The sequence below is a fragment of the Campylobacter concisus genome, assembly GCF_002913045.1.
Lineage (GTDB): Bacteria > Campylobacterota > Campylobacteria > Campylobacterales > Campylobacteraceae > Campylobacter_A > Campylobacter_A concisus_AP.
The window spans coordinates 98,721-124,324 of record NZ_PPAF01000041.1; the positions used below are offsets into that span (position 1 = coordinate 98,721).

The window sequence follows — 25,604 nt, forward strand, 5'->3', positions numbered from 1 at the left end:
CTCTTTTATAAGCATTTAGCTATCATTGCTTAAAAATTTAAGAGAGAAAAATGTATAACCTAAACCAACTTTTTGTCTTTACGAACTCGCGTAAGATTCGTGAGTTTAATGCAAGTTTTAATGATGAGTTAATCCCAAAAAGCCTAAGCATTGCTGAGTTTTATAAAAAGGTAGTTTATGTAGATGGTAGGTTTGAGATTGATAGCACCTATGCTTTAGTGCTTATGAATAGAGCCTGTGCCAGTGTCAAAAAGGCAAACTCGGTTCTTAAAATTCCAACTGAGTTTTTTGAATTTTTAAAAAATAATGACTATCTTTTTTCGTTTTTTAAAGAGCTAGCTATCAGCAAAAAGAGCATTAAAGAGATCAAATTTAACGATATTTACGCTAATTTTGATGAGCATTTAAATATACTTGAAGCGGTTTTAAAAGAGTATGAGAGCTTGCTTGGTCAAGAAAATCTCTACGATGATATAACCTTGCCAAAAATTTATAACATAAATGAAGCTTACATCAAAAGCTTTAGTGAAATTTCACTGCACATAGATGGAATTTTAAGTGAGTTCGAGTGGGAAATTTTAGAGAAAATCTCAAAGCTAACTACGCTAAAAATTATCTTTCAAACCAGTGTTTTCAACACAAAGCTAATCAATAAAATAAAGCAAATTTCAGCTATTAGTGAGATTGAAAATTACAAAAAATATGAGCTAAATTTAAAGACAAATGAGCTAATTTGCTTAGAAAATATCAAAAAATTTGAGCCAGTCTTAGAGAAGCGATTTGCCACTAGAAGCCTGCAATGTGCCTACGCTATAGCAAAGGCGAGCGAGTTTGTGCGTGATGGAATAAAGCCTGAAAACATCGCTGTTATATTGCCAGATGAGAGTTTTAGTGAAATTTTAAGGTTGCATGATAGCAATAAAATTTTTAACTATGCTATGGGCGAGAGCTTTAAAAATACAAAATTTTATGAGACACTTTTTTACATTACAAGAGCGATAAACGAAGAGGCAAGACCGGTTTTTGATCAAAGCAAGTGTGAGAGCTACGAGGAGCTTGGCTTTATCTTGAGCACGCTTGGCGTAAGTGAAGAGCTTTTTAATAAATTTAAATCAAGCTATTTTGATCTTTGCGATTTTGCTAAATTTAAAGAGCTAATAGATGAGCTTTTAATGCTTGAAAATGAGCCAAGATGCGAAGAGAAGCTTGCGCTTGAGCTTTTTAGGGTTGAGAATTTATGTAGGTATTTTAGCTTTAGCTTAAAGCAGTTAAGTGAAATTTTTTTGCTAAATATATCATGCCTTAGCATCGATGATGTGGGCGGTGGAAAGATCAGTGTCGTGGGCATGCTAGAGAGCCGTGGAATGAAATTTGATGGTGTGATCATAGTTGATTTTAATGATAACTTCATCCCAGCAAGAAGCACAAATGAGATGTTTTTAAACTCAAAAGTAAGGCAAAAAGCTGGGCTTATAAGCTACCTTGAGCGTGAAAATTTGCAGAGATTTTACTATGAAAGTCTTATAAACAATGCCAAAAAGGTCGCCATAAGCTGTATTTTAAATGAAGAGAGTATTCCTTCAAGATTTTTAAAAAATTTCAAAACAATAAAAGACGAGAAATTTAGTGACGAGGCGTACTTAAAATTATTTTTAAAAGGAAGTACAAGCCTAAATTTAAGCGATGATGAGATCATTTTGGAGCATGATTTTTTCACTAAACCGCTATCATTTTCTACACTAAATTTATTTCTAACTTGCCCAAGAAAGTATTATTACGCAAAGATAGCTGGTATAAAAGGAGCAAAAGCCATAGCAACTGAGCCAGGATCTAAGCAAGGAAATAGCGTGCATAAGGCGCTTTATGAATACTACACAAGTGATTTTTATAGACAAAAAAATACCTTTGATTTGGCTATTTTTAAAGAAATACTTGCAAAGCAAGATTTTTCTTCGCTTGAGCTTGAGATTTGGTCGCAGAAATTTAAAGAATATGCAGAGTTTGAAAATGAACGTTTAAGTGCTGGCTTTAGAGTGCTTGAGTGTGAAAAAGATATAGAGAGCGATTTTTGTGATGTAAAGATAAAAGGCATTATCGATAGGATCGATGCTAGCCCTGATGGTGAGCCTTTTATACTTGATTATAAAACTGGTGAGACAAATGCGAACTCACTTCAGCTTGCATTTTATGAAGCACTTTACGGTAGCGAGGTAAAAAGTGCTTACTTTGCTCTAAAAAATGAACCTGTGCTTATCAGCTCGAAAAAAAGTGTAGATGATCTAAAGGCCGAGATAGAAAATCTAAAGAGTATAAATAACACTAAGATAAATTTTGAAAGAAAGAGCGGAGCTTGTAAATTTTGCGAGTATGCCATACTTTGTAGGAGAGAGTTATGAAAGATTTTTTAGCCCTAAAAGCAAGTGCTGGAAGCGGGAAAACATTCGCTTTAAGCGTTCGTTATATCGCTTTGGTGCTTAGAGGCGAAAATATAAACGAGATCATCGCTCTAACCTTTACCAAAAAAGCGGCCAATGAGATGAAAGAGCGCATAATCGCAACTTTTTTGGACTTGCAAAACAAAAAAGACGAGCTTGATAAGCTTTGCAAAGAGCTTAGTTTGAGCCAAGATGAGGTCATAAAAAGACGCGATGAGAAGCTTGATAGGTTTTTGCAAAGTGAGCTAAAAATTTATACATTTGATGCATTTTTCTCTGGAATCCTAAAGAAATTTAGTCAAAATTTAGGGCTTAGTCCTGATTACAGTGTGCAAGATAGTCTGCAAGATCTGGCGTGGAAGAAATTTGTAAAAGAGGCAAGCAAAGATCAAAAGCTTCTTAGTGAGCTTGCACTCATGATGATCATCTCAAGCCAAAAAGAGGCGAGTTTCTCACAGACTTTGGCTAAATTTTATGAGAGTTTTGGCGGTGAGCTAAAAGATAGTGGTGCAGGCTATCCAGATGATAGTAAGGTAAGGGCGGCGCAAAGGGCGATAAATGAGTATATAGCCTTGCAAAATGGTGCTAGTGATACGGCCAAAAAGACATTTAGTGAGCAAAGTTTGTTTGAGCTTTTTAAAAACAAGGTCTTTGAAAGAGAGAGCCTAGATTACCGCACTTTTAGCAAAATTTACACAAGTGAGCTTGATAGGCTCTTTTTTGAGCTAAAAGAGGCAGCAAAAAACTACATTTTAGAGGTCGAAAAGTATAGGCTAAGTGGCTTTAGCAAGCTATTAAAGCTTTATAAGGCGTCAAATTTGGAGCTAAACAAAGAGATAAATGCGCTAAGCTTTGCTGATATAAACAAGCTGGTTTTTAAGCTTTTGGTGCAAAGCTTAGACAAAGAGGCGCTTTATTTTAGGCTCGATGGCAGGATAAATCACCTCTTAGTCGATGAGTTTCAAGATACAAACGTGATCCAGTACGAGATCATCTTGCCGCTCATCGCTGAAATCGTCTCCGGATACGGACAAAACGGGCTTGGAAGCTTCTTTTACGTGGGCGACACGAAGCAGAGCATCTATAAATTTAGAGGTGGTAAAAAGGAGCTTTTTGACAAGCTAGGAGATGATTTTAGTCAGATAGATATAGAAAATTTGCCAAGCAACTACCGCAGTTTAAAGGCTTTGGTGAAATTTAATAACGCCGTTTTTGAAGAAATTTATCATAGATATGGGCTTAGCTTTGAGCCACAAGAGCCAGCTAAAAAAGATGAGACGCTAAGCTATGAGGTAAGTGGTGAGTGCGACTATTTTGAAGTAGAGAAGGACGACTACGGCTACTTGCGTGTGCTAAGTGATGAAGATATCGCAGGTGCGGTCGTTTCGCAAGCAAGTGACCTTTTAAAAGCTGGCGTAAATGCAAGCGATATAACCGTGCTTTGCTGGAAAAATAGCGACATTAGCCTCATCTCAGAAGTGCTTAGTAGCGCAGGGATAAAAAGCGTCAATGAAGGCACTTTGGAGCTAAAAAGAACGCCACTTGTCGCTGCGATCATCGAATATGCAAAATTTTGTCTATTTAAAGAAGAAATTTATGAGAAAAATGTAAAAGCGCTAGTAAATACAAATGTCAAAAAACTAAATATAAAGCCAGAAGTGAGCGCTACAAATAGCCTATTTTACCTAGCTAAAAATTTAGGCATAAGCATGGCTGATGTTGATATCTTGAGGCTATTTGAGCTAAGCGCGGGGTATAAAAATTTAAGTGATTTTATATTTAACCTTGAAAACTTTAGCTCTAAAATCAGCCCAAAAAGCAGCGACGGCGTGAGAGTGATGACCGTGCATAAGTCGAAGGGGCTTGAGTTTGCTCACGTCATAGTTTGCGACATGATGGGCAAGGGCAGGGGCGATGACTCAAATTTCATCACCGAATACAGCGAAAAGGGCGAGTGGATCGTAAAGAGTAAAATTTCAGGTAGAGAAAATTTTGATAGCGACTATGCAAGTGTTTTAGAGCAGATGAAAGAGCTTGAAAAGCAAGAAAATATCAATAAAATTTACGTCGCTTTCACAAGGGCAACAAAGTCGCTCATCATCATCAAACAAGCCGTACCAAGCGGAACAAGCCCAAGCTTTTTCTCGTTTTACACAAGAAGTGACAAGAGCGAAGCAAATGACTATCTTGATCTAAAAGAGTTTAGCTTTGGCAAAATTTTACCTAGTAAAACTGAGCAAAAAGAGCTAAAAAAAGATGAAAAAATGCCTGAAATTTTAAGGATAGAGAGGCAAGAGGTTGAGGTAAAAGAGCAAAAGACGAGTGGTAAAAATTTAAGCGCGATATATTTTGGTCTGGCGTTTCACTATCTGCTTGAGATGAGCGAGAAATTTGATGAAATTTCACTAGAAAAAGCTAAAAATTTGATGCTAAATAAATTTCATAAATTTTTGCCACTTGAAGCACTTGAGGATGCCTTTTCTAGGGCAAAAATGCTTATAAGAGAGCCAAAATTTATAGAGTGCATAAAAGGCAAAGAAATTTACAAAGAGCAGCCGTTTAAAGTGAAAAATGAGCTAAAACAGATGGACCTTTTTTGCTTTAATGAGCGTGAAATTTGCGTGATTGACTATAAAACGACAGATAAAAATATTGAGGAAAATAAAAAACAAGTTGGAGAATACAAAGAGGCATTAAGTAAATTTTATCCAAAGCATAGTATAATCGCCGTCATCTTCTACGCTCTTGGTGGAAAAATTTCATATATTGAAGTTTAAATGCTACTTAATTTAAGCTTTATAAAAGCATTGTTTAAATACAATCACAACTCAAAAATTAACTTGGCAAAGGTAAGAAAATGACAAAAATAACAAAGCCAAACGAAGTTAAACGAGACTGGATCGTTGTTGATGCAGCTGGTAAACGTTTTGGTAGATTGCTAACTGAGGTAGCAACTATACTTCGTGGCAAAAACAAACCATGCTTCACGCCAAACGTAGATTGTGGCGACTATGTTATCATCATAAATGCTTCAAAAGTAGAATTTACTGGTAATAACAAAGCTGAAGATAAACTTTATCACAGACACTCAGGATATTTTGGTAGCGTAAAGAGCGAGAAATTTGGCGATTTGATAGCAAATAAGCCAGAAAAACTATTTAAATTAGCTGTTCGTGGAATGCTTCCAAAAACTAAACTTGGAAGAGAGATGATAAAAAAACTAAAAGTTTATGCTGGCAGTGAGCATCCTCATACGGCACAAATAGCTAAAAAAGAAGGAAAATAATTATGGCAAAAGTTTATGCAACTGGTAAAAGAAAAACTGCCGTAGCAAAGGTTTGGATAAAAGCTGGAAGCGGTAAAATCGTAGTAAATGGTATGGATCTTAATACTTGGCTTGGTGGACATGAAGCTATAAAGCTTAAAGTAATTCAGCCACTTCTAGTTACTAAACAAGAGAGTTTAATAGATGTAGTAGCTACAACTTTAGGTGGTGGTTATTCAGCACAAGCCGAGGCTTTAAGACACGGTATTTCACGTGCTTTAGCTGATATGGATGCTGATTTTAGAGCAGCACTTAAACCAAAAGGCTTGTTAACTAGAGATTCTCGTGTTGTTGAACGTAAGAAATTTGGTAGAAGAAAGGCAAGAAGAAGCCCACAATTCTCTAAACGTTAATGAATTTTTGCAAGTGCTTTTGCATTTGCAAAATTTAAGTTGTGTAAATTTCAAATTTACATTATTAATTAAATTATGATTTAGAGTCGGTTAAATTTTATTCAGTTAAAATGTAACCACTTTAAAATAAATCCTAAGAAAGGAATTCTAAATATGAAAAAGATTGCTTTAGCTATGGTTGCCGCAACAGCGGTTTTTGCGTCTAACGCAGCATACAATTATGAAGTTACCCCAACTATTGGTGGCGTTCACCCAGAGGGAAATTTACGTGTAAAAGACCACAACTTCGTTGGTGTTAGAGCTGCTAGAAATCTTGAAGATTTTTTCTTTGATCAAGTAGAGCTTGGTGTTGATTACACTCAAAAAGCAAAAGAAAAAACAGGTAGCTTAACAAGAGAAGGAAGAGTTCTTAGATATCATGCAAATCTTGTAAAAGATATAGTTGATTTTGGCCCAGTTAGTCTATATGGCTTAGTTGGCGCTGGATATGAAGATGTTCCAGCTATTTTTGTTAAAAATGAAGATGGCGGTTTTGGCCAATATGGTTTTGGCTTAAGATATCAAGTAACTGATAGATTTGCTCTTAAAGCAGAAGCAAGAGACGCTATCAAATTTGAACATGCTGATCATAACCTATTCTATTCACTAGGCTTTGGTATCGGTCTTGACTCAAAAGCAGCTCCAGTTGTGGCAGCAGCTCCAGTTGCAGCAGCAACTCCAGCAGCAACTCCAGTTCTTGATGATGATAATGATGGCGTGCCAAATGATATAGATCAATGCCCTAACACTCCAGCTGGCGTAGTTGTTGATGAAAGAGGATGCGAGAAAGTTATCGTTCTTAGAGATCTAGATGTTAACTTTGCATTTGATAGCTACAAAGTTGGACCAAAATATGCAGCTGAGATCAAAAAAGTAGCTGACTTTATGGGCGAACACCCAGATTATAAAGTTGTACTTGCTGGTCACACTGATAGCGTAGGTGCAGAAGCTTATAACCAAAAACTATCTGAAAAAAGAGCAAAAGCAGTAGCTGATGTTCTTGCTGGCTATGGCGTAAGCGAGGATAAAATTTCAACAGTTGGCTACGGTGAGCTTAAACCAATTGCTACAAATAAAACTAAAGAAGGTCGCGCTCAAAATAGACGCGTTGAAGCTACTTTCAATAAATAATCTTATTATTCAAAGTTACTTCTTTTAGGGGCTTAGCTTCGGCTAGGCCCTTTTTTATTTCTGCGGAGAAAATGATGAACAAAACCATACTTTTTGATTTAGACGGTACACTTATTGACTCAACTTCTGCTATTTTAAAAGGATTTGATAGAGCTTTTTTATCTCATGGCAAAAAAGAGCCAGACCATAATGCATTAAAGTCTTTGGTTGGTCATCCGCTTGAAATAATGTTTGAAAGACTTGGTGCAAGCAAAAATTTAATTGATAGCTATATAAAAGAATATAAAGCTTGCTACGAAAAAATTTATCTTGATGAGACAGTACTCTTGGATTATGCAAATGAAGCATTGAAGGAGGCAAGTAGCTTTGCTGACGTTGGTATAGTTACTACTAAAACTTCAAAATTTTCTATTATCTTGCTTGAGCATTTAGGGGTTATGAAATATATAAAAACTGTTATTGGAAGAGACGATGTTGCTAATCCAAAACCAAATCCAGAGCCAATAAATTTGGCTTTAACTAGACTTAATAAAGATAAAAATAATGCATTTATGGTAGGTGATACCATTATGGATCTAATGGCTGCACAAGCCGCTTTTATTACAGGCGTGGGTCTAACTTGTGGATATGGTCAAAAGAGTGATTTAGAGAAATTTAGTAAACATATTTTTTCAAATCCATTTGAAGCTGTTAGCTTTATAAAAGAAGTTTGATAATCTAATATTCCCGAGCTGCTTATACTTTAAAGTAAATTTAACCTAATGTTTAGCTTGCTTGGCTATAAAATTTACTCCAAAATCTTTTTAAAATATTTTAAATATCTAAATTACTCTAAATAAATTTGCTTTAAAAGCCTACTTTCATAGTAAATCTATCTTATTTAAAATATGAAAATTTGTCTAAAAGTTAGCTAACTTCTAGGAGATCATAGATTTAAGACCCTAGCCACCTTTAGAGCGCTTGCAAATGCAAAATGCAAGTTATATCCGCCAAGCATGCCAGTGATGTCCAAGACTTCACCAACAAAATAAAGTCCCTTAACGTTATAAGCTTGTAAATTTTCATCTAAAAATTCACTCTTTATGCCACCTTTTGTAACTTCCGCTCTTTCAAAGCCAAATGTCCCGGCTGGGGCAAATTCATAAGCAAAAAGCCTTTTTATGATTTGTCTCTCTTCATCGCTAAATTCATAAAAGGCTCTATCTTTTAAGCCAAAATTTTTTAAAAACTCCAGTACAAATCTCTTTGGTAAGGGCAAAACCGAGCTAAGCTGCTTTTTGCCATTTATTAAATTTTTCTCATTAAATTTGGGTAAAAAATTTATACAAATTCGACCTTTTTGCCAAAATAACGAGGCGTTTAGTATCGCTGGTCCGCTTATGCCTCTATGTGTAAAAAGTAAGTCTCCACTAAATTTATGGCTATTTATCTCCACATCTGCGTTTAGGCTAACGCCACTAAGTTCTTTAAACCAAAACTCATCTTTTTGTACGCTAAATCCAACAAGTGCAGGCAAAAGAGTTGATGTTTCAATGCCAAAATCATTTGCTATTTTATAACCAATGTCGCTTGCGCCAAGGGCTTTATAACTTAGTCCGCCACTTGCGATGACTAAATTTCTAGCTCTAAATTTCTCATCTTTTGTCAAAATTTCAAAAATTTCATCTACTTTTTTAGCACCAAGAACTTCTTCGTTGTAAAAAATATCCGCTTTCTGTCTTTTCAAAAGCACGTTTAAAACGCTCTTTGCACCGCTATCGCAGAAAAATTGATTTTGCTTTTGCTCACTAAATTTAAGCTCGCTAAAAAATTTTAAAACTTGATCTGGAGTCAGTACTTTTAAAATTTGCTCTATAAATTTTTGCTCTCCAAGATAGTTTTTAGCGCTTACAAAGCGGTTTGTGATGTTGCATCTACCTCCACCACTTGCTAGGATTTTTTTACCAGCGATGCTATTTTTCTCTAAGATGGCAACTTTTTTACCCTTTAAATTTGCTCCTAAAAAGAGCCCACTAGCACCAGCGCCAATGATTATGACGTCGTAGATCAAAATTTCAAGCTCTCTTTTAAAGCAGCCTCGCTTGTAAGGCGAGAGTCAAATTTTATCACTTGATTTTTCTCGTTTTTGTAATAATCGACTACACCTTTTTGGCTATTTAGTAACTCTAAATTTAAGCTTACTTCAGGGCTTAGATAGATATTTTTAAAAATTCTTGGATCGCTTAGGCTAAAGAGTAAAATAAGCCATATCACGCAAAGCACCACGCAGATGACGGCTAGTACTTTAAAGCCAAAGGCGTGCAAGATATACCCACCAAATGCACCTCCAACAAAGCTTCCTAGATAGCCAAATGAATTAAATACACCAAGGGCTGAGCCTTTTTGTGAGGATTTTACAAATTTTGTCGCAGTTGATTGCATGATGGGCTCGTGAAGGTTAAATCCTATAAAAAATATAGCAACTCCCAAAACGAAGATAAAAAGTGTAAAGCTAATGGCAAAAATAGTGTAGGTTAGAGCAAAAAGTAGCGTACCAGCTATCAAGATGACCTTGCTAAGTCCCTTACCATCGCCAAGGGCACCAGCTAGCCCCATAGCCAAAAAGCCAAGCACGGCGCCAAGTGTATAGACCTTGTAAAGCTCGCTACTCTCGTAGCCATACTCTTTTACTAAAACGATAGGGATCACCAAAAATGCGATGCTTGCTAGCATTTTTTGCATGAAAGAGGTGAAATTTATGATCATGTAGTCTTTTTGTAAAAACAGCTTACCAAATGGCACTTTTTCACTTTTAGCACTCACTTTTATCTCCTTTGGCACAACAGTGTAAAGAAGTACAATGCAAAGCAGGCTAAGAGTGGCACTTAGATAAAAGAGGCTTGAAAGCCCATAGTCTTTGGCAAGAAGCGGCCCAAGCACCATAGAAAGTGTGAAACTAAGCCCTATAAAAGCACCCATTATCGCCATGGCTCTTGAGCGTTTTTCTTCTGTTATATAGTCACTTATCATCGCAGTTGCAACTGCTCCGATAGCACCTACGCCTTGTAAAAATCTACCAAATAGCATGATAAAAATATCGCTTGTAAGTGCACAAATTATTGAGCCGATGATAAAAACCAAAAGTCCGATCGTTAATGTTTTTTTGCGTCCTATCCTATCCGAGAGCGCTCCAAAAGGCACTTGAAATATCATCTGCGAGATCGCATAGACGCCTACTATTAGCCCTACTAAAAACTCGTTTGCTCCGCGTAAATTTAAGGCATAAAGGCTAAGCACTGGCAAAACTATAAAAAGACCTAAAAATCTGCTTGCTATGATAAAAGATAGTGGTAAAACGCTTTTTAACATAAAATTTTCCTTATTTTTAAAAGGACTAAGTTTATCATTTTAACGCTAATTTAAATTTAAAAATTTAATCTATTTTTTTGTAAAATACGCCCAAAAATCAAGGAGCTCTTGCAATGAAGATCGTGCTTGCGACGTCAAATTTAGACAAAGTAAAAGAGATAAAAGAGTTTTTAAAAGGCTATGAAATTTACGCCTTAAGCGAGGTTGTAAAGCCATTTGAGATCGTTGAAGATGGTAGCAGCTTTCAGCAAAATGCACTCATAAAGTCAAAAGCTGTTTTTGCAAAGCTTAAAGAGCAGGGGCTTGAGGGCGAATTTATTGCACTTAGCGATGATAGTGGCATTAGTGTGGATGCACTTGGTGGCGAGCCCGGGATCTACTCTGCGCGCTATTTTGACCTTGATGAAAATGGCAAGGTATGCGGCAAGAACGCAGATGACGCAAACAACAGAGCAAAGTTAATTAGCAAGCTAAAGGCGCTAAATTTAGAGAGTTCACCAGCTCATTACACCGCCTGTATCGCTATTAGCTCGAAATTTGGCGATTACACGACGCATGGCTTTATGTATGGCGAAGCGATAGATGAGGAGCGTGGTACAAATGGCTTTGGCTACGACGCGCTCTTTATCCCAGATGGCTTTACTAAGACGCTTGGCGAGCTAGATAATGAGACAAAGCTTAAAATTTCTCACCGCTCAAAGGGGCTCGATCTTGCAAATTTCGTATTAAAAAGTCTAAAGAAAAATTTTAGTTAAGCTCCTTTAGCCTCTTGCTGGCTCGCTCCAAAAGATCCGGTGCGCGAGGGTTTTGCTCTTTGCCTTTTAAAATTTCAAGCACTTTTTTGTAGTTTTTGGCAGCTTCGTCCTTTCTTTCAAGCTTTGCTAGGTCGTTAGCGACTTCTATTAACAGCTCTGATCGCACAAGCTCGTTGCCACTTAGATCTGGCGTGATATCAAGTAAATTTAATGCTAAAAGGTGGTTTTCATAGGCTTTGTCAAAGTCGTTTTTCATGTAGTAGGCATTTGCGATGCCTTTTATGCAGATGAGTTCGTCGTGCATCGGAGTATCTGGCGTGGCGTCATAAATTTTTAGAGCTTCTTGAAAATTAGCAAGCGTCTCGTCGTATCTGCCAATGGCCTTTTGAGCCGCACCTAGGCTGTGATAAGAGCGCGCTAGCAGAAGTTTGTCACTCCCATTTGCCGCGAGCTCTAGGGCTCTTTGTGAGAGCTCTAACGCCTTTTGTGGCTCTTTATTTATCATACGCATGCTGGCACCATTTATGAGCGAAGTAATCGCCTGCTGGGCATCGCCAGCCTTTAGGCATGCCTCGCTTGCTTGCGTGGCTAAATTTATAGCGCGAGTTAAATTTTTATCACTTTTATAAAACTCATTTACGCTTTCTTGCACCAGCTCGTCGCAGCTACTTGCAAAGAGGCAAATAGGCGCTAAAAATGGTAAAATTTTCTTCATCTTTTTACCTTTAAATTTTTGCCTTATTTTACATTTTAAAGCGAGAAATTTATATTAACTTTGATAAAATCAGTAAATATCTGTTTTTAACAAGGAGAATATATGGCTAATTTTGCAAAGTATATAAAACAGGATAAAAATAATAAAATAATAGACCCAAGTAAAATTTTTACATCACTACCACAAAAACATTATCAATATTTACGTACTCCACAAAATGATGTCATTGAAAAATGGTTTAAACGAAGAGATGAGAGTGCAATAATTATAAAAATGAATACTGGTAGCGGTAAAACATTAGCAGGTCTCCTTATATTGGAGAGCTGTTTAAGGGAAAATAAGGGGCCTTGTGTGTATGTTGTTCCTGATAATTATCTAATAGAGCAAGTTAAGAAGGAAGCAGATATATTAGGGATTCGAACAACTACAAATATTGATTCCATTAACTTTGAAACCTCAAAGGAAATTTTAATTTGCAATATATATCAACTATTTAATGGACAAAGTAAATTTGGAATTAGAAAATCTGAAATTGAAGTCGGTAGTATAGTTATCGATGACGCACATGCTTGTATAGATATTATAGATAAGCAGTTTGCTATAACGATTACAAAGGATAAAAATAAAAATTTATATGATCAAATTTTTGGACTCTTTATTAACGATATTGGAAATCAAAGCCAGTCATTAGCAATAAAACTTAAATCAAATGAACCTAATGCTATGGGACTTGTCCCTTTTTGGAATTGGCAAAAAAAATATCAAGACGTTTTTAAATTTATAATAGAAATTGGAGATGATGATTTAAAGAAATTCAATTTAAAATTATTAGAAGAGAATTTTGAATTATGTAGATGTGTGATTAGTTCAGATAGAATCGAGATAGTACCTCATATTATTCCTATACAAGAGTTTGTATCTTTTGAGAAAGCTAGGCGCAAAATTTTTATGACAGCGACACTTGTGGATGATAGTATTCTCTCAACTCATTTTAATATAGATGAAAAATATTTAAATACTCCAATTACTCCAAAAATGGTAAATGATATTGGTGAACGTCTTATTTTTGCTCCGCAAATAATAGATCCAGAGATAACAACGAAAGATATTCAAGAAATGTTGCAGAATTTGGTTAATGAGTTAGGATGCAACATTTCAATAATTTCACCATCTTTTCAAAAGAGTGAAATATGGAAAAATATGGCAACTAGAATATCTGATAAAAGCAATATTGTAGAATGTGTAAATGAACTTAAAGATAAAAATTTAAAAAGCAATATTGTTGTTTTTGTGAATAGGTATGATGGCATAGATTTGCCAAATGATGCTTGTAGAATTTTATTAATAGATGGATTGCCAAAGGCGCAAAGGCTAATAGATCAAATAAATGAGAGCTATTTGCAAGGAGATGATGATAGAATATTAAACCAAAAAATACAAAAAATTGAACAAGGAATGGGTAGAGGGATAAGGTCTAATTCTGATTACTGTGTTGTATTGTTACTGGGGTCTGATTTGGCTAAAGTGGCCGCAATACATAAACATAAATTTTCGGAGGCAACAAGACATCAATTTGAATTATCAGAGGAGATAATGGAAGATTGCAAGGGTTTAGAGGACATCCAAACAACTATTTCACAAGTGTTGCAAAGAGACAAGAATTGGATACAAGCACACATTGATAGAATTTCAAATATAGAGTTCAAAGTAAACTGCTTAAATACTTTTTTTATAGAATTGCGAAAAGTTTACAATCTTGCTATTAATAAAAACTATAAAGTAGCACAAGAGATTTTAGAAAGTTATATAAACAAATTACCACAAGAGGATAAAATCTTTATAGGCTATGCAAAACAGATTCTTGCAGAATATACAAACTTTATAGATCCAAGTAAAGCACAAGAAATTTTAAGGTCTGCATGCAATCTAAACAATCAAATTTTAAAACCGATTAGCGGAATAGAATATAGTAAAATTTCTCAACAAAAAAACCAGGTGGACAATATAATTAACTATATATCCTACTTTACAAATATAAATGACTTAATAATAGAAGTTGATGAAATTTTATCTTATTTAAATTTTACAAAAGATACCTATGAGAAATTTGAAGATTCAATTAAAAGAATTGGTTCAGCATTAGGTTTCTATTCACAAAGACCGGATAGAGAGTATAAATGTGGTCCTGACAATTTTTGGGCAATTGATAATAGATATTTTATAATAGAATGTAAAAATGGTGTAATAACAGATACTATTTCAAAAAGCGATATAGAGCAGATAACCTCGTCCACTAGCTGGTTTAATCAAACTTATCACATTAAAGATAAAAATAACTATTTTTCTATTTTGATTCATCCAAGCAACAAAATATCACAAGATGCATTTTCTAATGAAAAAATAAGAATCATAACAGATAAAAATTTGCAAATTTTTAAGGAAAATATTAGAGGTTTTTTTAATTCAATAAAAAATAAATCAAGCGATAACAAAGCTATTGAGAAGCAATTAAAACACTACAAGTTAGAACCGCTTTTAATAATTGATAATTATACAGAAGATTACAAAAAATAATTTTAAGGAGCCAAAAGTGTCAAATATCTTAATTATAGGCGCGGGCGGCGTGAGCCAAGTCGCGACCGTAAAATGCGCGATGAACGCGGACGTTTTTAGCAAGATCACCCTTGCTAGCCGCACCAAAAGCAAGTGCGACGCGATCGCCAAATTTATAAAAGACCGCCTAGGCGTTGCTATCGGCACCGCCCAGATCGACGCGGACGATACCGACGCCGTGATCGCGCTCATCAAAAAAACGGGCGCCGATTTGCTTTTAAACGTTGCGCTGCCCTATCAAGACCTAACTCTCATGGACGCGTGCTCTCGCGCCGGCATCCCATACATCGATACCGCAAACTACGAGCACCCCGACACGGCGAAATTTGAATACAAGCTGCAGTGGGCGAAGGACGAGGATTTTAAAAAGGCGGGCACCATGGCGCTTCTTGGCTCTGGCTTTGACCCAGGCGTGACAAACGTATTTTGCGCCTACGCGCAGCAAAATCTCTTTGACGAGATCCATGAAATCGACATCCTAGACTGCAACGCAGGCGATCACGGCTATCCGTTTGCGACAAATTTCAACCCAGAGATAAATTTACGTGAAGTGAGCGCAAAAGGTCGCTACTGGGAGCGCGGCGAGTGGAAAGAAACCGAGCCGATGGAAATAATGTTCAAATGGGACTATCCGAAAGTCGGTGTCAAGGACAGCTACTTGCTCTATCACGAGGAGCTAGAAAGCTTAGTAAAAAACATCAAAGGGCTAAAGCGAATCCGCTTTTTTATGACCTTTGGACAAAGCTACCTCATGCATATGAAATGCCTAGAAAACGTCGGCATGCTGCGCATCGACGAGGTTGAGCATAACGGCGTGAAAATCGTGCCGATACAGTTTCTAAAAACTCTACTGCCTGATCCTGCGTCGCTAGGCCCTAGAACGAAGGGTAAAACCAACATCGGCTGCGTGATCCGCGGGCTCAAGGACGGCAAAGAGCGTCAAGTCTACATCTACAACGTCTGCGACCACGAGACTTGCTACGCCGAGACGGGCGCGCAGGCGGTGAGCTACACGACGGGCGTGCCTGCGATGATCGGCTCGATGATGGTAGCAAAGGGCATTTGGAGCGGAAAAGGCGTATTTAATATGGAAAATTTTGACGCCAAGCCTTTCATGGACGAGCTAAATAAGCAGGGCTTGCCGTGGGAGATCATCGAAATGAAGCCAGGAGAAAGATACGAAGTCTAAATTTAGGCTTGTCTTTTTCTACTTATACTTCGTTGGTTTTAAATTTTGCTCGGTCATTACCCACTCGGTAACTCCCGTCACAAAATTTAAAACCGCCTCGTCTAAGCGAAAAATACTTCACCTGATTTTTATTAAATTTAATCTTGGGACGAAATTTACTTCTTCTGTTTAGATACGAGCATAGCGATGTAGAAAACATTTAAAATCATCTCGCGATACTTTGCCTTATAATCTTGCATTTAAATTTTACTCGGTCATGTATTTTATGTACACTCCCGTCGTAAAATTTAAATCCGTCTTGATTAAGGCAAAAATACCGCGCCTTGCTCTGTTGTATTTAAATTTCTAGTTTAAATTTTGCACCGCTAGCATTCAAATTTTACATCAATTTTAGTTTAAGCTTCCACGCCAAAAAGCGTTTAAATTTAGCTATAATCGTGCAGAATTTATCAAAACAAATTTGAGTAAATTTAAAGCTTCCAATCTCTAGTCGCGCAAACCCTACGCCCACCCAAATAATAACAAAAGGGAAAATTTGAACTCTTCAAGAACTTCACTATCTTTTTTAGTCGTGCTAAGCGCGCTTATGGCGTGTACATCGCTATCTATGGACGTATATCTGCCCGCTATGCCTACGATGGAGCGACAGTTGCATGGCGATGCGGAGCTCACGATAACGGGCTTTTTGATCGGCTTTGCTATAGCGCAGCTCGTATGGGGGGCCTATCAGCGATAGGACTCGGCGTAAAATCCCGCTTTTTATCGGTATGGCGCTCTTTGCGATCGGATCAGTAGGATGTGCGATGTCGGGCACTATGCTGCGCCCTTTTCTGGCGCGTGTTTCAGGCTTGTGGGCGCATGCGTAGGACCGATGCTAAGCAGGGCCAAAGCCATAAAATGCGGAGCGATCTTTTCGGTAGCTCGCAGGCCGCACAGATGCTCTCTACGCTGGTTATCATCATGGCGATAGCGCCGATAGTGGGTCCGTTATTGGGTGGCACGATACTGGAGTTCGGCTCTTGGCACGGGATATTTTGGCTGATGGCGCTAGCTAGCGCGATTATGTTTGCGATGATTTTTTCTCTACCGGAGACCTTGCCGCCGCAAAAGCGCTCCACAAAGCCCATCGTATCGTCTTTTAGAAACTATCTAATATTATTGAAAGACGCCAAATTTATGCGCTACACTCTTAGCGTGACGTTTGCTTGCGTTGCCGCCTATGCCTTTATCACGGGCTCATCGTTTGTATATATCGATTATTTCGGCATTCCTAGCAAATACTACGGATTTTTATTCGGCATAAACATCGTGGGCGTCATGGCGCTAAGTTTCGTAAATAAAAAGCTGGTAAAGCGCTATGCGCTAAACCGCCTGCTCATAGTCTCCACGCTCGTTGCCACGCTTGCTGCCTGCGTGCTGTTTGCGTTTGCGTTTTTCAAAACGGGCGGAGTTCTTGGCGTGATAATCCCGATGTTTTTCGTTTTTAGTATGAACGGCATCATCGCTTCTTGCTCAAATGCCGCCGCTCTTGATAGCGTGCCACAGGAGATGAAGGGCTCGGCCGCTGCACTCATCGGCTCGTTGCAATACGGCAGCGGCATCCTCTCATCGGCGATGCTTGCGGCGTTTTCTGTGGGTACGCCGCGAGTGATGTCTTGGATAATAGCTCTGTTTGTTTGGCTAAGCGCGCTCGCGGCGTATTTTAATAAATAAATTTAGCCTTGCGGTTTTGACTCAAATTTTAATCAAATTCGCAAATTTCGGTCACCAAAGCCACAAATCAAATTTGACGCCGACGGGCCTAGCCAAATTTTACTTTTTCTTATTTTCGCTTTTTTGCGCGTTTAGCGCCTCAAATTTCTGCTTTAAAATTTTAAAAACCTCGTGCTTTAAGAGTTCGTATTTGTCGTATATCACGGCGTTATCATCGCCGCTAGGCTACATGAGGCCATATGCTAGCCTGCCTTTTTTTAAATTTTATGTTTGAAACACTAATTTTGCGCTTGGCGTCTATCTCGGGGATACCGATTTCGTCGATATCTTTAAAATAAAATTTCGCATTCTTGCCGCCTTTTTGTATGAAAAATCCGTTGTCTTCGATTTTTCGGTATCACGGAATAAGAAACTAGGATAAAGAGGTAATTTCGGCGCAAGCTAACTTACTGGCACCGAAATTGAAAGTTATTTTATCACCGCTTCAAAGCCAACATCTACATCTGGATAGCTCTTTCCGCCATGAAATGGTTTAGCGGCAGTGGCAAATTTATCAAAGCTTTCATTTAGCTTCAAATCATTTACAAGATCAACTGAAAATTTTGCCATTAGCTTGCCATTTTGTAATTCATATTTTGTTTTAAAAGTTTTTGAATTGCCATTTATACTAAGCTCAACATCCATTTCTCCGGCTTTATCATCGCCATTTACTGCTACGATCTTACCATCTACTGCCTTGCCATCGAAAATAATGCCAATCCTTTTATCGCGGTCAGGTAGCTTTGTGTCGATATCTTTTGGCTCAAGCTTAAATTCAAAGCTCTTTAAAAAATCAGCAAAATTTGCATTTTCTTGACTTTTAAAATTTATCGTTTTAAAAGTACCTGGTACGGCTGTCTTATTTGCTAGCTTGTAGCCAGTAAATGTTACCTTTGGTTCACCTTCTACGCTAAATGCAAGAGCTGAAACTGCAAAAAATGAAGCTGCTAAAGCAACAGAAGTAAGTTTGTTCATAAAGTATCCTTTTTATAATATTGATAATAAATATCGCAAATTATATACCCACTTACTTCAAAAAAGACTTAAAAACTCTTTTTAATTAATGAATAAATTTTTAATATCTTTTTACTCTGGATCATCGCTAAAATCGTTATCTCTAAAGATCACATAAAAATTTATGAGCCAAAAAACAAAAGCAATTATTATGAGTGTTGCTGGTAAATGAATATAAAAGCCACTCCAAAAATAAGCCAAAATTCCTCTACTAATGCCAGCTAAAAGAACTAAAATAAAAGCAATTCTACTAAGGCGTAAAAACTCAAGCTCTTGTCCGCTGTGACGAAGTCCTGCGACATTAAATATAAGCATCACGCTAAAAATTACCGCATTTATCGCTATTAGATGCATAAAATTTGTTTCAAGATGGAGTTCAAAAATACCGCTAAAGCCGATCCCTAAAAATCCAATCGCTAAAAATAGCTGCATAAAATAGTATAAAAGCACAAAACTATGCCTAAAAAGCTCTTTATAATGCCATTCTTTAAGCTTTGCAAGTACCGCACTTCCACAAGCTATCGCAGCATAATAGACACCTAAGCTTGCTTCAAAAAATATATTTAAAAGTAAAAAGGCACAAACGCAGCAAATAGCGATATTTTTATAGATAAAATTTGGCACAAAAACAGCTTCATCCATGCCTTTTTCTCTTTTTAACGCTTCTTTTCCAAGCACGACACTAACGCGGTAAGAGATGAGTAAGATAGCGATTATGTGAATAAAAACTTGTAAATTTAGAAATTTTTCGTTGCCGCTTATTAGATAATAAATTTCAAAGCCTAAAATGCCAAACAAAAAGCCAAGTACGCCAAATTGATCATCGTTTTTATCCTGCCAGATCATATAAAGGCAAAGCAAAACCAAGTAAAGCCAAAAAAGAGCGATAAGGCAGTGTGCTAAAAATAGGCTAAAAAATGCCAAGATAAAGCTTATAAAAAAGAGTGAAAATAATATATAGGCGTGTATTTTTAGAGATGCTTGAAAATTTGTCCAATCAGTTAGTCCAGTTAGCAAAAATCCAGCATAAGCAAGCGCTAAAAAGAGTTGCAAAAATATAAATTTATGTAAGCTCACAAAATCAGTTGGAGTAAAAAACACACTAGCACCAAGCACCGCACAGGCGGCACTCATTAAGAAAAATATTCTCATAGGATGAGTAAAAAAGTTATTAATCATAATAAATTTGCCCTTTGAAATTTTCATCTATCATCTTGCTAATAAACGTAAAATCGCGCTCTTTAAAATTTTTGTCTATTTCAAGTTCTCTTTGTATGACTGCGCCTTTACTTGATAGGAAATAAATTCTATTTGACATCTTTACGGCCTCCATTCTATCGTGTGTAACGAGAACTACGCTCATACCTTCACTTACTCTTTGGCCAATAATTTCAATTAAAATTTCTTTCATATCATAATCAAGCCCAGAAAAAGGCTCATCCATCAAAAGTAGATCAGGTTTTGTCACAACCGCTCTTACGAAAGCGACCCTTTGTCTCATACCGCCGCTTAGCTCACTTGGGTATTTTAAAGTATCCTTTTGGCTTAGCCCAACCTTTTTAAAAAGCTCTAAAACAGCGTTAATGTCTGGTTTATCCATAACTAAAAGCACATTTTCAAGAGCATTTTTCCATGTTAGCAGGCGATTTTCTTGAAAAAAATATGTAGTCTTTTTAAAGTTATTAAAAATTTTTCCTTTTCTAGGCTCATTTAGTCCGCTAATAAGTCGAAGTATCGTCGTTTTGCCACATCCTGATGGCCCAAAAAGCGTCACTACCTCGCCACCTTTTACATTTAGGCTAAAATTCCTTACGACCTTATCTCTTAAAATTTCATACTCTACATTTTTAAGCTCAAGCATCATCTTCTCCAAGGCATCAAAGCTATTTTTAATGGCTCGATGATGAGGTATTCAAAAAGCATGATAAGAGTGATGCTTAAAAGAACATACGCCATTACCTCGGTTGTTTCAAGCATCGCTCTTGCATTTGCTATCTTTGCTCCCATGCCGTTATTTGCACCTAGTAGCTCAGCCATTATGACTATCTTTACACCCATTGCGACAGCTACGCTAATAGAGCTTATTATGTAGCTCGTAAGATGTGGGATGTAAAGGTGTCTTATTTTTTTTAAAATTCCTAGATTATAAGCGTCAAACATCTCTTTTAGCTCCTCATCTACGCTACTCATAGCAACTGCTGAGCTTGCAAAAGTAAGTGGTAAAACGGTTATAAAGATAGTAAAAACGGTGCTAAAATTTCCAAATCCAAACCAAAAAATAGCAAGTACTATCCAAATAATTGGTGGCATTGATAAAAGCAAGGTGATAACAGGCTTTACAAAGGCTGCAAAACTTTTAAAACTACCTGCTATTAGCCCTAAAAATATACCAAAAAATGTTGCCGAGCAAACTCCGATCAGTGATCTGCAAAGCGTTATATTTATCTCGCTGTTTTTGTAATCTTTTAAAATTTCACAGGCTTTTAAAAATACATCTTTTGGTGGCGGAAGCAAGAGTGGGGAGCTAAACTCGCTTCCCACTTGCCAAATGGCTAAGATCAAAAAAACTACGGCAAATCCGCTAAATCCGCCCCAAAAATAGTCAATTATCTTTAAAAAGCTTGAGCGATCTTTTTTGATGCCATCAATTAGTATCATAAAAATAGACCTTTATCTGGCATCTTGCCGCCTAGAAATTTTGGATTAAACTGATAAATTTCTTCAAAAAATGCCATGATCTCATTTTGTAATTCATTTGCTTTTGTTACTGTTAAATTTGCCTTATCAAAAGCATTTGCAAGTGCTACTTCTGGAGCTGGTAAGTAGCTTGAACCTATCTTTGCTGCACTTTGTTTATTCTCAAGTATCCATGAAAGTGCATTTTTAAGATCGCTATGAAGCGTGTCAAATAGACTTAAGTTTTTCTCATAAAAGCCTCTTTCTACGATAATGCCTGCCATTGGGATTATTGGCTTTGTACCAAAGCTCTCGCCCCAAATTTTTGGAAAATCAACTGAGTAATGCACGCTAACGCCTGCTTTTTTACCACGCAAAATAGTCGCTTCACCAAGAGGTTGTGGGACTATTAAAATGTCAAAATCTTTTTGTAAAAATAAAAGCAAAGCCTCAGGTGGCGTTGCTGTATAGGTGATGTCTATCTTGTTAACGTCTATGCCTCTTTTTTTGCAAAGCGCTCTTAGGACAAGATCAGGCATGTCGCCTCGAAATGGCATGATGAGCTTTTTGCCTACAAAATCCTCTAAATTTTTGATCTTTTCATCCTTAACCATAGCGTTCATAACGCCAAGGGTTAGTAAATTTAACATCGCAAAATCAAGCCCTTGATTTCTTAAATTTGCAGCGACATTTGATGGTGACATCGTGACTTTAATATCCCCACTAGCGACACCTGCACGAAGCTGATCTGGTGTTTTCCAGATATTTAGGCTTACATCATAAGTTTTGTTTAACTCGCCTTGCAGTGCAGCAACCGCCATGATAACGCTTGGGATCGCTGGTGCACCCCACATAGTAAAGCTCTCTTTTGCAAATAAATTTGGTGCAAATGCACTAACGCCTAAAGCTGCGCTAAGTCCTAAAAATTTTCTTCTATTTAACATCTTTTTCTCCTTTAAAAACTGCTGTGAAAGCTAATGAAAAATGTCCTGCCAGGGGCATGAACGACTACCGGATCAAGTGCTGCTACGTGATCGCCACTGATAAATTCTGCATAATCTTTGTCAAATAAATTTGCTACGCCAAATCTTATGCCAACTTTGTTTTTAAACTCTACGCCGCCATAAAGATCAAGCAAACCAAATCCTTTAGCGGCCTCTTTTTTGTCGATGCCTAGACCATTTTGCTTGCTAAAATCGCCTCTAGTTTGCTTTGAAACTAGTCTTAGTGCAGTGCCAAGGTTGTAGCTACCAAAGCTTGCATAGTCTTTGTAGTCAAATGCAAAATTTGCCTCAAAAGGCCTTATTTGATAAAGCGGTCTGCCATCGGTTTTGTTTTGTCCGTAGTTTTAGTAAAGTGAGCTTTTTAAGCCAAAGTGCCTTGCAAAGCTATATTCTGTATTGAAATTTACACTATAAAGCGTTGCATCAACGTTTCTTGAGATGACAGCGTTTTTATTTAGTTGCATCGCAGCTTTTGAGTGGCGTCTATCAAAAATGATCAAATTTTTAACGCTATCAGCGATGAAATGTCCTCCAAAGCTAAATGCATCTTTGTTTTGAAGTGAGTTTAGGTATTCTTTGTAAAACTCACTGCCAAATTTAAAGCCAATAACCGCTCTATTGTGCCTTTCTGGCTCTAAATTTGGATTTGCTATCCAGCCATTATCGCCTGCACCATAAAGTGCATTAAAACGCTCCATATTGCTTGGCAAACGAGATAAACTCTCAAGCTTTGCAAAGTAGCTATCCTTGTCGTTTGGCGTAAATTTATATTTCAAACTTGCACTAAAAGCGTCTTTTTTGATCTTGTCACTTACGTCCTCACCGTAAATTTGACGAACTAATTTGCGAGTGGTATTAGGTGCGGTCGAATTTCGCACAAAAAATTTAGTGTCGATGCCATTTAATTTACTTCTTTGCTCTTCATATTTTAAGGCAAGAGAGGCTTCGTTTGCTTCATTAAATTTATAAGCAAGTGTGTCAAAGAACATAAATTTATCATTTCTAACATCAGCAAATCTATATCCGTTAAAGACCCAGTTGCTGCCTTGTTTCATGTATCTTTTGCCGTCATGTTTATCTTTTTCAAAGCCAGCGCCTATTTGATTGTGAAAGCTTGCAAAGTCAGCGTCATACTTTAAATTTGTCTCAAATATATTTCTCTTTAAATCCACTTTTACATTTGGAGTGTCATCTCTTAGATGAAAATTATCAGCTTTCCGCTCAACCTTTTTTAGGATAAATTCAAAATTTAGTGTATTTGAAAGATCTTCCTCGCCTAATCTAATATTTAGCTTGCCGACTTTTCTTGTCGTTTTAAAGGCATCCATCACGTGCTCTGGCTGCTTGTCTTTATCGATATTATCCCTTAAAAACGTAAGCCTAAGCTCGCTAAGATCATTTGGCACGAAACCTAAGATAGCGCTTTGGCCTTGCCTATTGTAGCCATAGTCCCATCTTTTGCCACTTCCATCTTTATAATTATTTGCTTTGGTAAAATTTGCATTTAAAATGGTATAAAAATTTGCGCCGCGATATTTAAAAAGCGATGAATTGTAAAAGCTTTTGCCATACATTCCAGCTGAGATATGAAACATACCAGCTGAGCTGTCAAGCAAATTCGTAACAAATGGATATTCGCTTCTTTGAGTGCGGTCAAACTGATTTTCTACAAAGGCGCTTTGTGCAACGTTTGGCGTAATGACTGGTGGCGGAGCAAATTCTCTAATAGGCTTTATAATGTCTAAATTTGCTTCATTTGCTAGAAGCAGTGATGAAAGAACTGCTAGGCTTAAAATGGGCCTCATGTAAACTCCTTTTAAAGATATAATTATGATTTCTTTTATCAGAATTGTAGTAGTAAAAGCCTTTATAAAAGTTGATGTAAGTCATCTTTTAAATTTTTAATCCATAATTACGAGCTTATTGTAGATAAAATGCTTAATTTTATTTTTGCAAGAGTAGCTAAATGGTGTAAATTTAATGTGAAAAAATGTATAAAATTTTGATAATTGTTATATAAAATTTTAAATCGTAGGTCGATTTAATTAGGCTCTAAAATTATTAAGCCTATCTCTTAGCTCTTTTGAAATTGTAAATTTTGAAAGTTCATATTTATCAAAAATGATGATCAAATCATCACCTAGTGGTTGCACTAACCCAAAGCAAGCATCTCTATCAAGACGGTTTTTCTTAAATTTTACGCTTAAAGTTTCAACCTTTTTCTTATCACCAAAACTCTTAATGGCGATTTCATCGATATCCTTAAAGTAAAATTTTATGCTTTTTGAGCCTTTTGTAATGATAAACCCATCATCTTCAATACGTAAAAAGTTGTTTTGAAAAATTTTTCTAACACAAAAGAACGCTGAGAGAGCGCCAATAATGATGCCAAAGAGAGACGCTGTGCCAAGAGCTAGATAAAAGTAGCCAACGATGCTAAAGGCAAAAAGCCCAAGCCCAAAGGCTAGCGCCCAAAAAACATCTTTTTTACTCTCTTTTGTTATCATCATTTTTCCTTTTAAGCTAAAATTCCAGCACCATTTATCGCTTGGCTGCGCTCTTTTGCATAAATTCTCTTGCCATTTATCACGTCATATTTCCAGATCGGCGCATTTGCCTTAAAGTCCTCGACAAACTCGTTTATAAGCCTTAGCGCGACCTTTCTTTGAGGGCTCACAATGCCTGCTACATAAGAGCTCATATGCACAGCTACATCGCCTTTTGAGTGAGCAAAGAGTACGTAGGCATTTTCTTTTTTTGCCCGCTCCTCCCAAGCATCAAGCCATTTTTTAAGGATCGGCTCATAGATATCAAAGCTAAGCGCCGAAATGCCACCTTCCTCTCTTACGATCCCAACAAAAGTGATGAGTGCACCGCAGTTTTTATCCTTAAAGCGTTCATACCACTCGTTTGTGATGCTTTGAACGTCCAAGCTTCCGTCATAAATTTGCATCTTAGCCTCCACAAACTGGTGGCAATATAGAAATTTTATCGCCTGATTTAAGAGCAAAATTTATATCACTTACGATCTCGTCATTTACGGCAACCGCACAGATATTTAGCCATTTTTTAAGTTCTTCTTTTTTGCTCAAAGCCGCTTTTACATCACCTAAATTTTTTGCCTCTACTTTTATATTTTCAAGCCCGATAGGCCCAAGAAATTCGATCTCTATCACGTTTTATCCTTTGAGATTTTTGCTGATTTTACTTAAAAATAAATTTAGATATACTTATTTAAAAATTTAAAAAGCGAGA

General features: G+C 36.9%; 24 protein-coding genes. 11 read left to right on the plus strand and 13 right to left on the minus strand.

Annotated features, from left to right (window positions below):
- Positions 1 to 50 precede the first annotated feature (50 nt).
- The 6 genes from CYP43_RS08800 to CYP43_RS08825 all read left to right on the plus strand — a co-directional run bounded on the left by CYP43_RS08800 (position 51) and on the right by CYP43_RS08825 (position 7,996).
- Positions 51 to 2,396, plus strand: coding sequence for a PD-(D/E)XK nuclease family protein (locus CYP43_RS08800; protein WP_103583300.1), 2,346 nt, complete (start codon positions 51 to 53; stop codon positions 2,394 to 2,396).
- Positions 2,393 to 5,212, plus strand: a complete 2,820-nt coding sequence (locus CYP43_RS08805; RefSeq protein ID WP_103583301.1) for a RecB-like helicase — start codon at positions 2,393 to 2,395, stop codon at positions 5,210 to 5,212. Before CYP43_RS08800 ends, CYP43_RS08805 begins: the two co-directional genes overlap by 4 nt.
- 80 nt (positions 5,213 to 5,292) lie before the next feature.
- Positions 5,293 to 5,721, plus strand: a complete 429-nt coding sequence (gene rplM, locus CYP43_RS08810) for a 50S ribosomal protein L13 (RefSeq protein WP_002939292.1) — start codon at positions 5,293 to 5,295, stop codon at positions 5,719 to 5,721.
- Between the two features lie 2 nt (positions 5,722 to 5,723).
- Positions 5,724 to 6,113, plus strand: a complete 390-nt coding sequence (rpsI, locus tag CYP43_RS08815; protein ID WP_021084780.1) for a 30S ribosomal protein S9 — start codon at positions 5,724 to 5,726, stop codon at positions 6,111 to 6,113.
- Positions 6,114 to 6,266: 153 nt separating this feature from the next.
- The gene (locus CYP43_RS08820) at positions 6,267 to 7,283 is read left to right on the plus strand and encodes an OmpA family protein (RefSeq protein ID WP_084041636.1); all 1,017 of its coding nucleotides are present in this window, start codon (positions 6,267 to 6,269) and stop codon (positions 7,281 to 7,283) included.
- Between the two features lie 74 nt (positions 7,284 to 7,357).
- On the plus strand, positions 7,358 to 7,996 hold the full coding sequence (locus CYP43_RS08825; RefSeq protein WP_103583302.1) for an HAD family hydrolase: 639 nt from the start codon (positions 7,358 to 7,360) through the stop codon (positions 7,994 to 7,996).
- A gap of 212 nt (positions 7,997 to 8,208) precedes the next feature.
- On the opposite strand, the gene CYP43_RS08830 is transcribed toward CYP43_RS08825, so the two are convergent.
- Complete coding sequence (locus tag CYP43_RS08830; RefSeq protein ID WP_103583303.1) at positions 8,209 to 9,333, minus strand: NAD(P)/FAD-dependent oxidoreductase; 1,125 nt, start codon at positions 9,331 to 9,333, stop codon at positions 8,209 to 8,211.
- Entirely contained in the window at positions 9,330 to 10,631 is a 1,302-nt protein-coding gene (locus tag CYP43_RS08835) for an MFS transporter (RefSeq protein WP_103583304.1), read from the minus strand. Before CYP43_RS08835 ends, CYP43_RS08830 begins: the two co-directional genes overlap by 4 nt.
- A 113-nt stretch (positions 10,632 to 10,744) precedes the next feature.
- Here CYP43_RS08835 and CYP43_RS08840 point away from each other — a divergent pair, with 113 nt between their 5' ends.
- Positions 10,745 to 11,386, plus strand: coding sequence for a non-canonical purine NTP pyrophosphatase (locus tag CYP43_RS08840; RefSeq protein ID WP_103583305.1), 642 nt, complete (start codon positions 10,745 to 10,747; stop codon positions 11,384 to 11,386).
- On the opposite strand, the gene CYP43_RS08845 is transcribed toward CYP43_RS08840, so the two are convergent.
- Entirely contained in the window at positions 11,379 to 12,101 is a 723-nt protein-coding gene (locus CYP43_RS08845; protein ID WP_103583306.1) for a tetratricopeptide repeat protein, read from the minus strand. The genes CYP43_RS08840 and CYP43_RS08845 overlap by 8 nt on opposite strands.
- A 102-nt stretch (positions 12,102 to 12,203) precedes the next feature.
- Here CYP43_RS08845 and CYP43_RS08850 point away from each other — a divergent pair, with 102 nt between their 5' ends.
- The 4 genes from CYP43_RS08850 to CYP43_RS08860 all read left to right on the plus strand — a co-directional run bounded on the left by CYP43_RS08850 (position 12,204) and on the right by CYP43_RS08860 (position 17,616).
- Positions 12,204 to 14,675: a DEAD/DEAH box helicase family protein gene (locus tag CYP43_RS08850; RefSeq protein WP_103583307.1), complete on the plus strand. Its 2,472-nt coding sequence runs from the start codon at positions 12,204 to 12,206 to the stop codon at positions 14,673 to 14,675.
- 16 nt (positions 14,676 to 14,691) lie between these two features.
- Positions 14,692 to 15,903, plus strand: coding sequence for a saccharopine dehydrogenase family protein (locus CYP43_RS08855; protein ID WP_103583308.1), 1,212 nt, complete (start codon positions 14,692 to 14,694; stop codon positions 15,901 to 15,903).
- A 535-nt stretch (positions 15,904 to 16,438) separates the two neighbouring features.
- The gene (locus CYP43_RS09595) at positions 16,439 to 16,639 is read left to right on the plus strand and encodes a hypothetical protein (RefSeq protein WP_219808136.1); all 201 of its coding nucleotides are present in this window, start codon (positions 16,439 to 16,441) and stop codon (positions 16,637 to 16,639) included.
- Positions 16,640 to 16,839: 200 nt separating this feature from the next.
- Complete coding sequence (locus tag CYP43_RS08860; protein ID WP_258032195.1) at positions 16,840 to 17,616, plus strand: MFS transporter; 777 nt, start codon at positions 16,840 to 16,842, stop codon at positions 17,614 to 17,616.
- Between the two features lie 468 nt (positions 17,617 to 18,084).
- Here the strand turns inward: CYP43_RS08860 and CYP43_RS08870 are convergent, their stop codons facing one another.
- The 10 genes from CYP43_RS08870 to CYP43_RS08910 all read right to left on the minus strand — a co-directional run bounded on the left by CYP43_RS08870 (position 18,085) and on the right by CYP43_RS08910 (position 25,525).
- Positions 18,085 to 18,630: a hypothetical protein gene (locus CYP43_RS08870; protein WP_103579711.1), complete on the minus strand. Its 546-nt coding sequence runs from the start codon at positions 18,628 to 18,630 to the stop codon at positions 18,085 to 18,087.
- A 111-nt stretch (positions 18,631 to 18,741) separates the two neighbouring features.
- Positions 18,742 to 19,848, minus strand: a complete 1,107-nt coding sequence (locus CYP43_RS08875) for an NnrS family protein (protein WP_103579766.1) — start codon at positions 19,846 to 19,848, stop codon at positions 18,742 to 18,744.
- A complete protein-coding gene (locus tag CYP43_RS08880) occupies positions 19,841 to 20,530 on the minus strand; it encodes an ABC transporter ATP-binding protein (protein ID WP_103583354.1) in 690 nt (229 codons plus the stop codon). The genes CYP43_RS08875 and CYP43_RS08880 overlap by 8 nt, the downstream gene beginning before the upstream one ends.
- Positions 20,530 to 21,327, minus strand: coding sequence for an ABC transporter permease (locus CYP43_RS08885; protein WP_103583309.1), 798 nt, complete (start codon positions 21,325 to 21,327; stop codon positions 20,530 to 20,532). Before CYP43_RS08885 ends, CYP43_RS08880 begins: the two co-directional genes overlap by 1 nt.
- Positions 21,324 to 22,289 (minus strand): ABC transporter substrate-binding protein, encoded by a 966-nt coding sequence (locus tag CYP43_RS08890; protein WP_103583310.1) that lies wholly within the window; start codon positions 22,287 to 22,289, stop codon positions 21,324 to 21,326. Before CYP43_RS08890 ends, CYP43_RS08885 begins: the two co-directional genes overlap by 4 nt.
- Positions 22,290 to 22,300: 11 nt before the next feature.
- On the minus strand, positions 22,301 to 22,483 hold the full coding sequence (locus CYP43_RS09820; protein ID WP_234402266.1) for a TonB-dependent receptor: 183 nt from the start codon (positions 22,481 to 22,483) through the stop codon (positions 22,301 to 22,303).
- Positions 22,484 to 22,693: 210 nt separating this feature from the next.
- Positions 22,694 to 24,154: a TonB-dependent receptor gene (locus CYP43_RS08895; RefSeq protein ID WP_258032196.1), complete on the minus strand. Its 1,461-nt coding sequence runs from the start codon at positions 24,152 to 24,154 to the stop codon at positions 22,694 to 22,696.
- A gap of 240 nt (positions 24,155 to 24,394) precedes the next feature.
- A complete protein-coding gene (locus CYP43_RS08900) occupies positions 24,395 to 24,856 on the minus strand; it encodes a molybdate transport repressor (RefSeq protein WP_103583311.1) in 462 nt (153 codons plus the stop codon).
- 11 nt (positions 24,857 to 24,867) lie between these two features.
- The gene (locus CYP43_RS08905) at positions 24,868 to 25,302 is read right to left on the minus strand and encodes a molybdopterin synthase catalytic subunit (protein ID WP_103583312.1); all 435 of its coding nucleotides are present in this window, start codon (positions 25,300 to 25,302) and stop codon (positions 24,868 to 24,870) included.
- A 1-nt stretch (position 25,303) separates the two neighbouring features.
- On the minus strand, positions 25,304 to 25,525 hold the full coding sequence (locus CYP43_RS08910) for a MoaD/ThiS family protein (protein ID WP_103583313.1): 222 nt from the start codon (positions 25,523 to 25,525) through the stop codon (positions 25,304 to 25,306).
- Positions 25,526 to 25,604: the final 79 nt, after the last annotated feature.

Bases quoted from the DNA above. Each gene is read 5' to 3' on its own strand.
- CYP43_RS08800 (WP_103583300.1), top strand. From the start codon at position 51: ATGTATAACCTAAACCAACTTTTTGTCTTTACGAACTCGCGTAAGATT.
- CYP43_RS08805 (WP_103583301.1), top strand. From the start codon at position 2,393: ATGAAAGATTTTTTAGCCCTAAAAGCAAGTGCTGGAAGCGGGAAAACA.
- rplM (WP_002939292.1), top strand. From the start codon at position 5,293: ATGACAAAAATAACAAAGCCAAACGAAGTTAAACGAGACTGGATCGTT.
- rpsI (WP_021084780.1), top strand. From the start codon at position 5,724: ATGGCAAAAGTTTATGCAACTGGTAAAAGAAAAACTGCCGTAGCAAAG.
- CYP43_RS08820 (WP_084041636.1), top strand. From the start codon at position 6,267: ATGAAAAAGATTGCTTTAGCTATGGTTGCCGCAACAGCGGTTTTTGCG.
- CYP43_RS08825 (WP_103583302.1), top strand. From the start codon at position 7,358: ATGAACAAAACCATACTTTTTGATTTAGACGGTACACTTATTGACTCA.
- CYP43_RS08835 (WP_103583304.1), bottom strand. From the start codon at position 10,631: ATGTTAAAAAGCGTTTTACCACTATCTTTTATCATAGCAAGCAGATTT.
- CYP43_RS08840 (WP_103583305.1), top strand. From the start codon at position 10,745: ATGAAGATCGTGCTTGCGACGTCAAATTTAGACAAAGTAAAAGAGATA.
- CYP43_RS08845 (WP_103583306.1), bottom strand. From the start codon at position 12,101: ATGAAGAAAATTTTACCATTTTTAGCGCCTATTTGCCTCTTTGCAAGT.
- CYP43_RS08850 (WP_103583307.1), top strand. From the start codon at position 12,204: ATGGCTAATTTTGCAAAGTATATAAAACAGGATAAAAATAATAAAATA.
- CYP43_RS08860 (WP_258032195.1), top strand. From the start codon at position 16,840: ATGCTCTCTACGCTGGTTATCATCATGGCGATAGCGCCGATAGTGGGT.
- CYP43_RS08870 (WP_103579711.1), bottom strand. From the start codon at position 18,630: ATGAACAAACTTACTTCTGTTGCTTTAGCAGCTTCATTTTTTGCAGTT.
- CYP43_RS08875 (WP_103579766.1), bottom strand. From the start codon at position 19,848: ATGATTAATAACTTTTTTACTCATCCTATGAGAATATTTTTCTTAATG.
- CYP43_RS08880 (WP_103583354.1), bottom strand. From the start codon at position 20,530: ATGCTTGAGCTTAAAAATGTAGAGTATGAAATTTTAAGAGATAAGGTC.
- CYP43_RS08885 (WP_103583309.1), bottom strand. From the start codon at position 21,327: ATGATACTAATTGATGGCATCAAAAAAGATCGCTCAAGCTTTTTAAAG.
- CYP43_RS08890 (WP_103583310.1), bottom strand. From the start codon at position 22,289: ATGTTAAATAGAAGAAAATTTTTAGGACTTAGCGCAGCTTTAGGCGTT.
- CYP43_RS08895 (WP_258032196.1), bottom strand. From the start codon at position 24,154: ATGAGGCCCATTTTAAGCCTAGCAGTTCTTTCATCACTGCTTCTAGCA.
- CYP43_RS08900 (WP_103583311.1), bottom strand. From the start codon at position 24,856: ATGATAACAAAAGAGAGTAAAAAAGATGTTTTTTGGGCGCTAGCCTTT.
- CYP43_RS08905 (WP_103583312.1), bottom strand. From the start codon at position 25,302: ATGCAAATTTATGACGGAAGCTTGGACGTTCAAAGCATCACAAACGAG.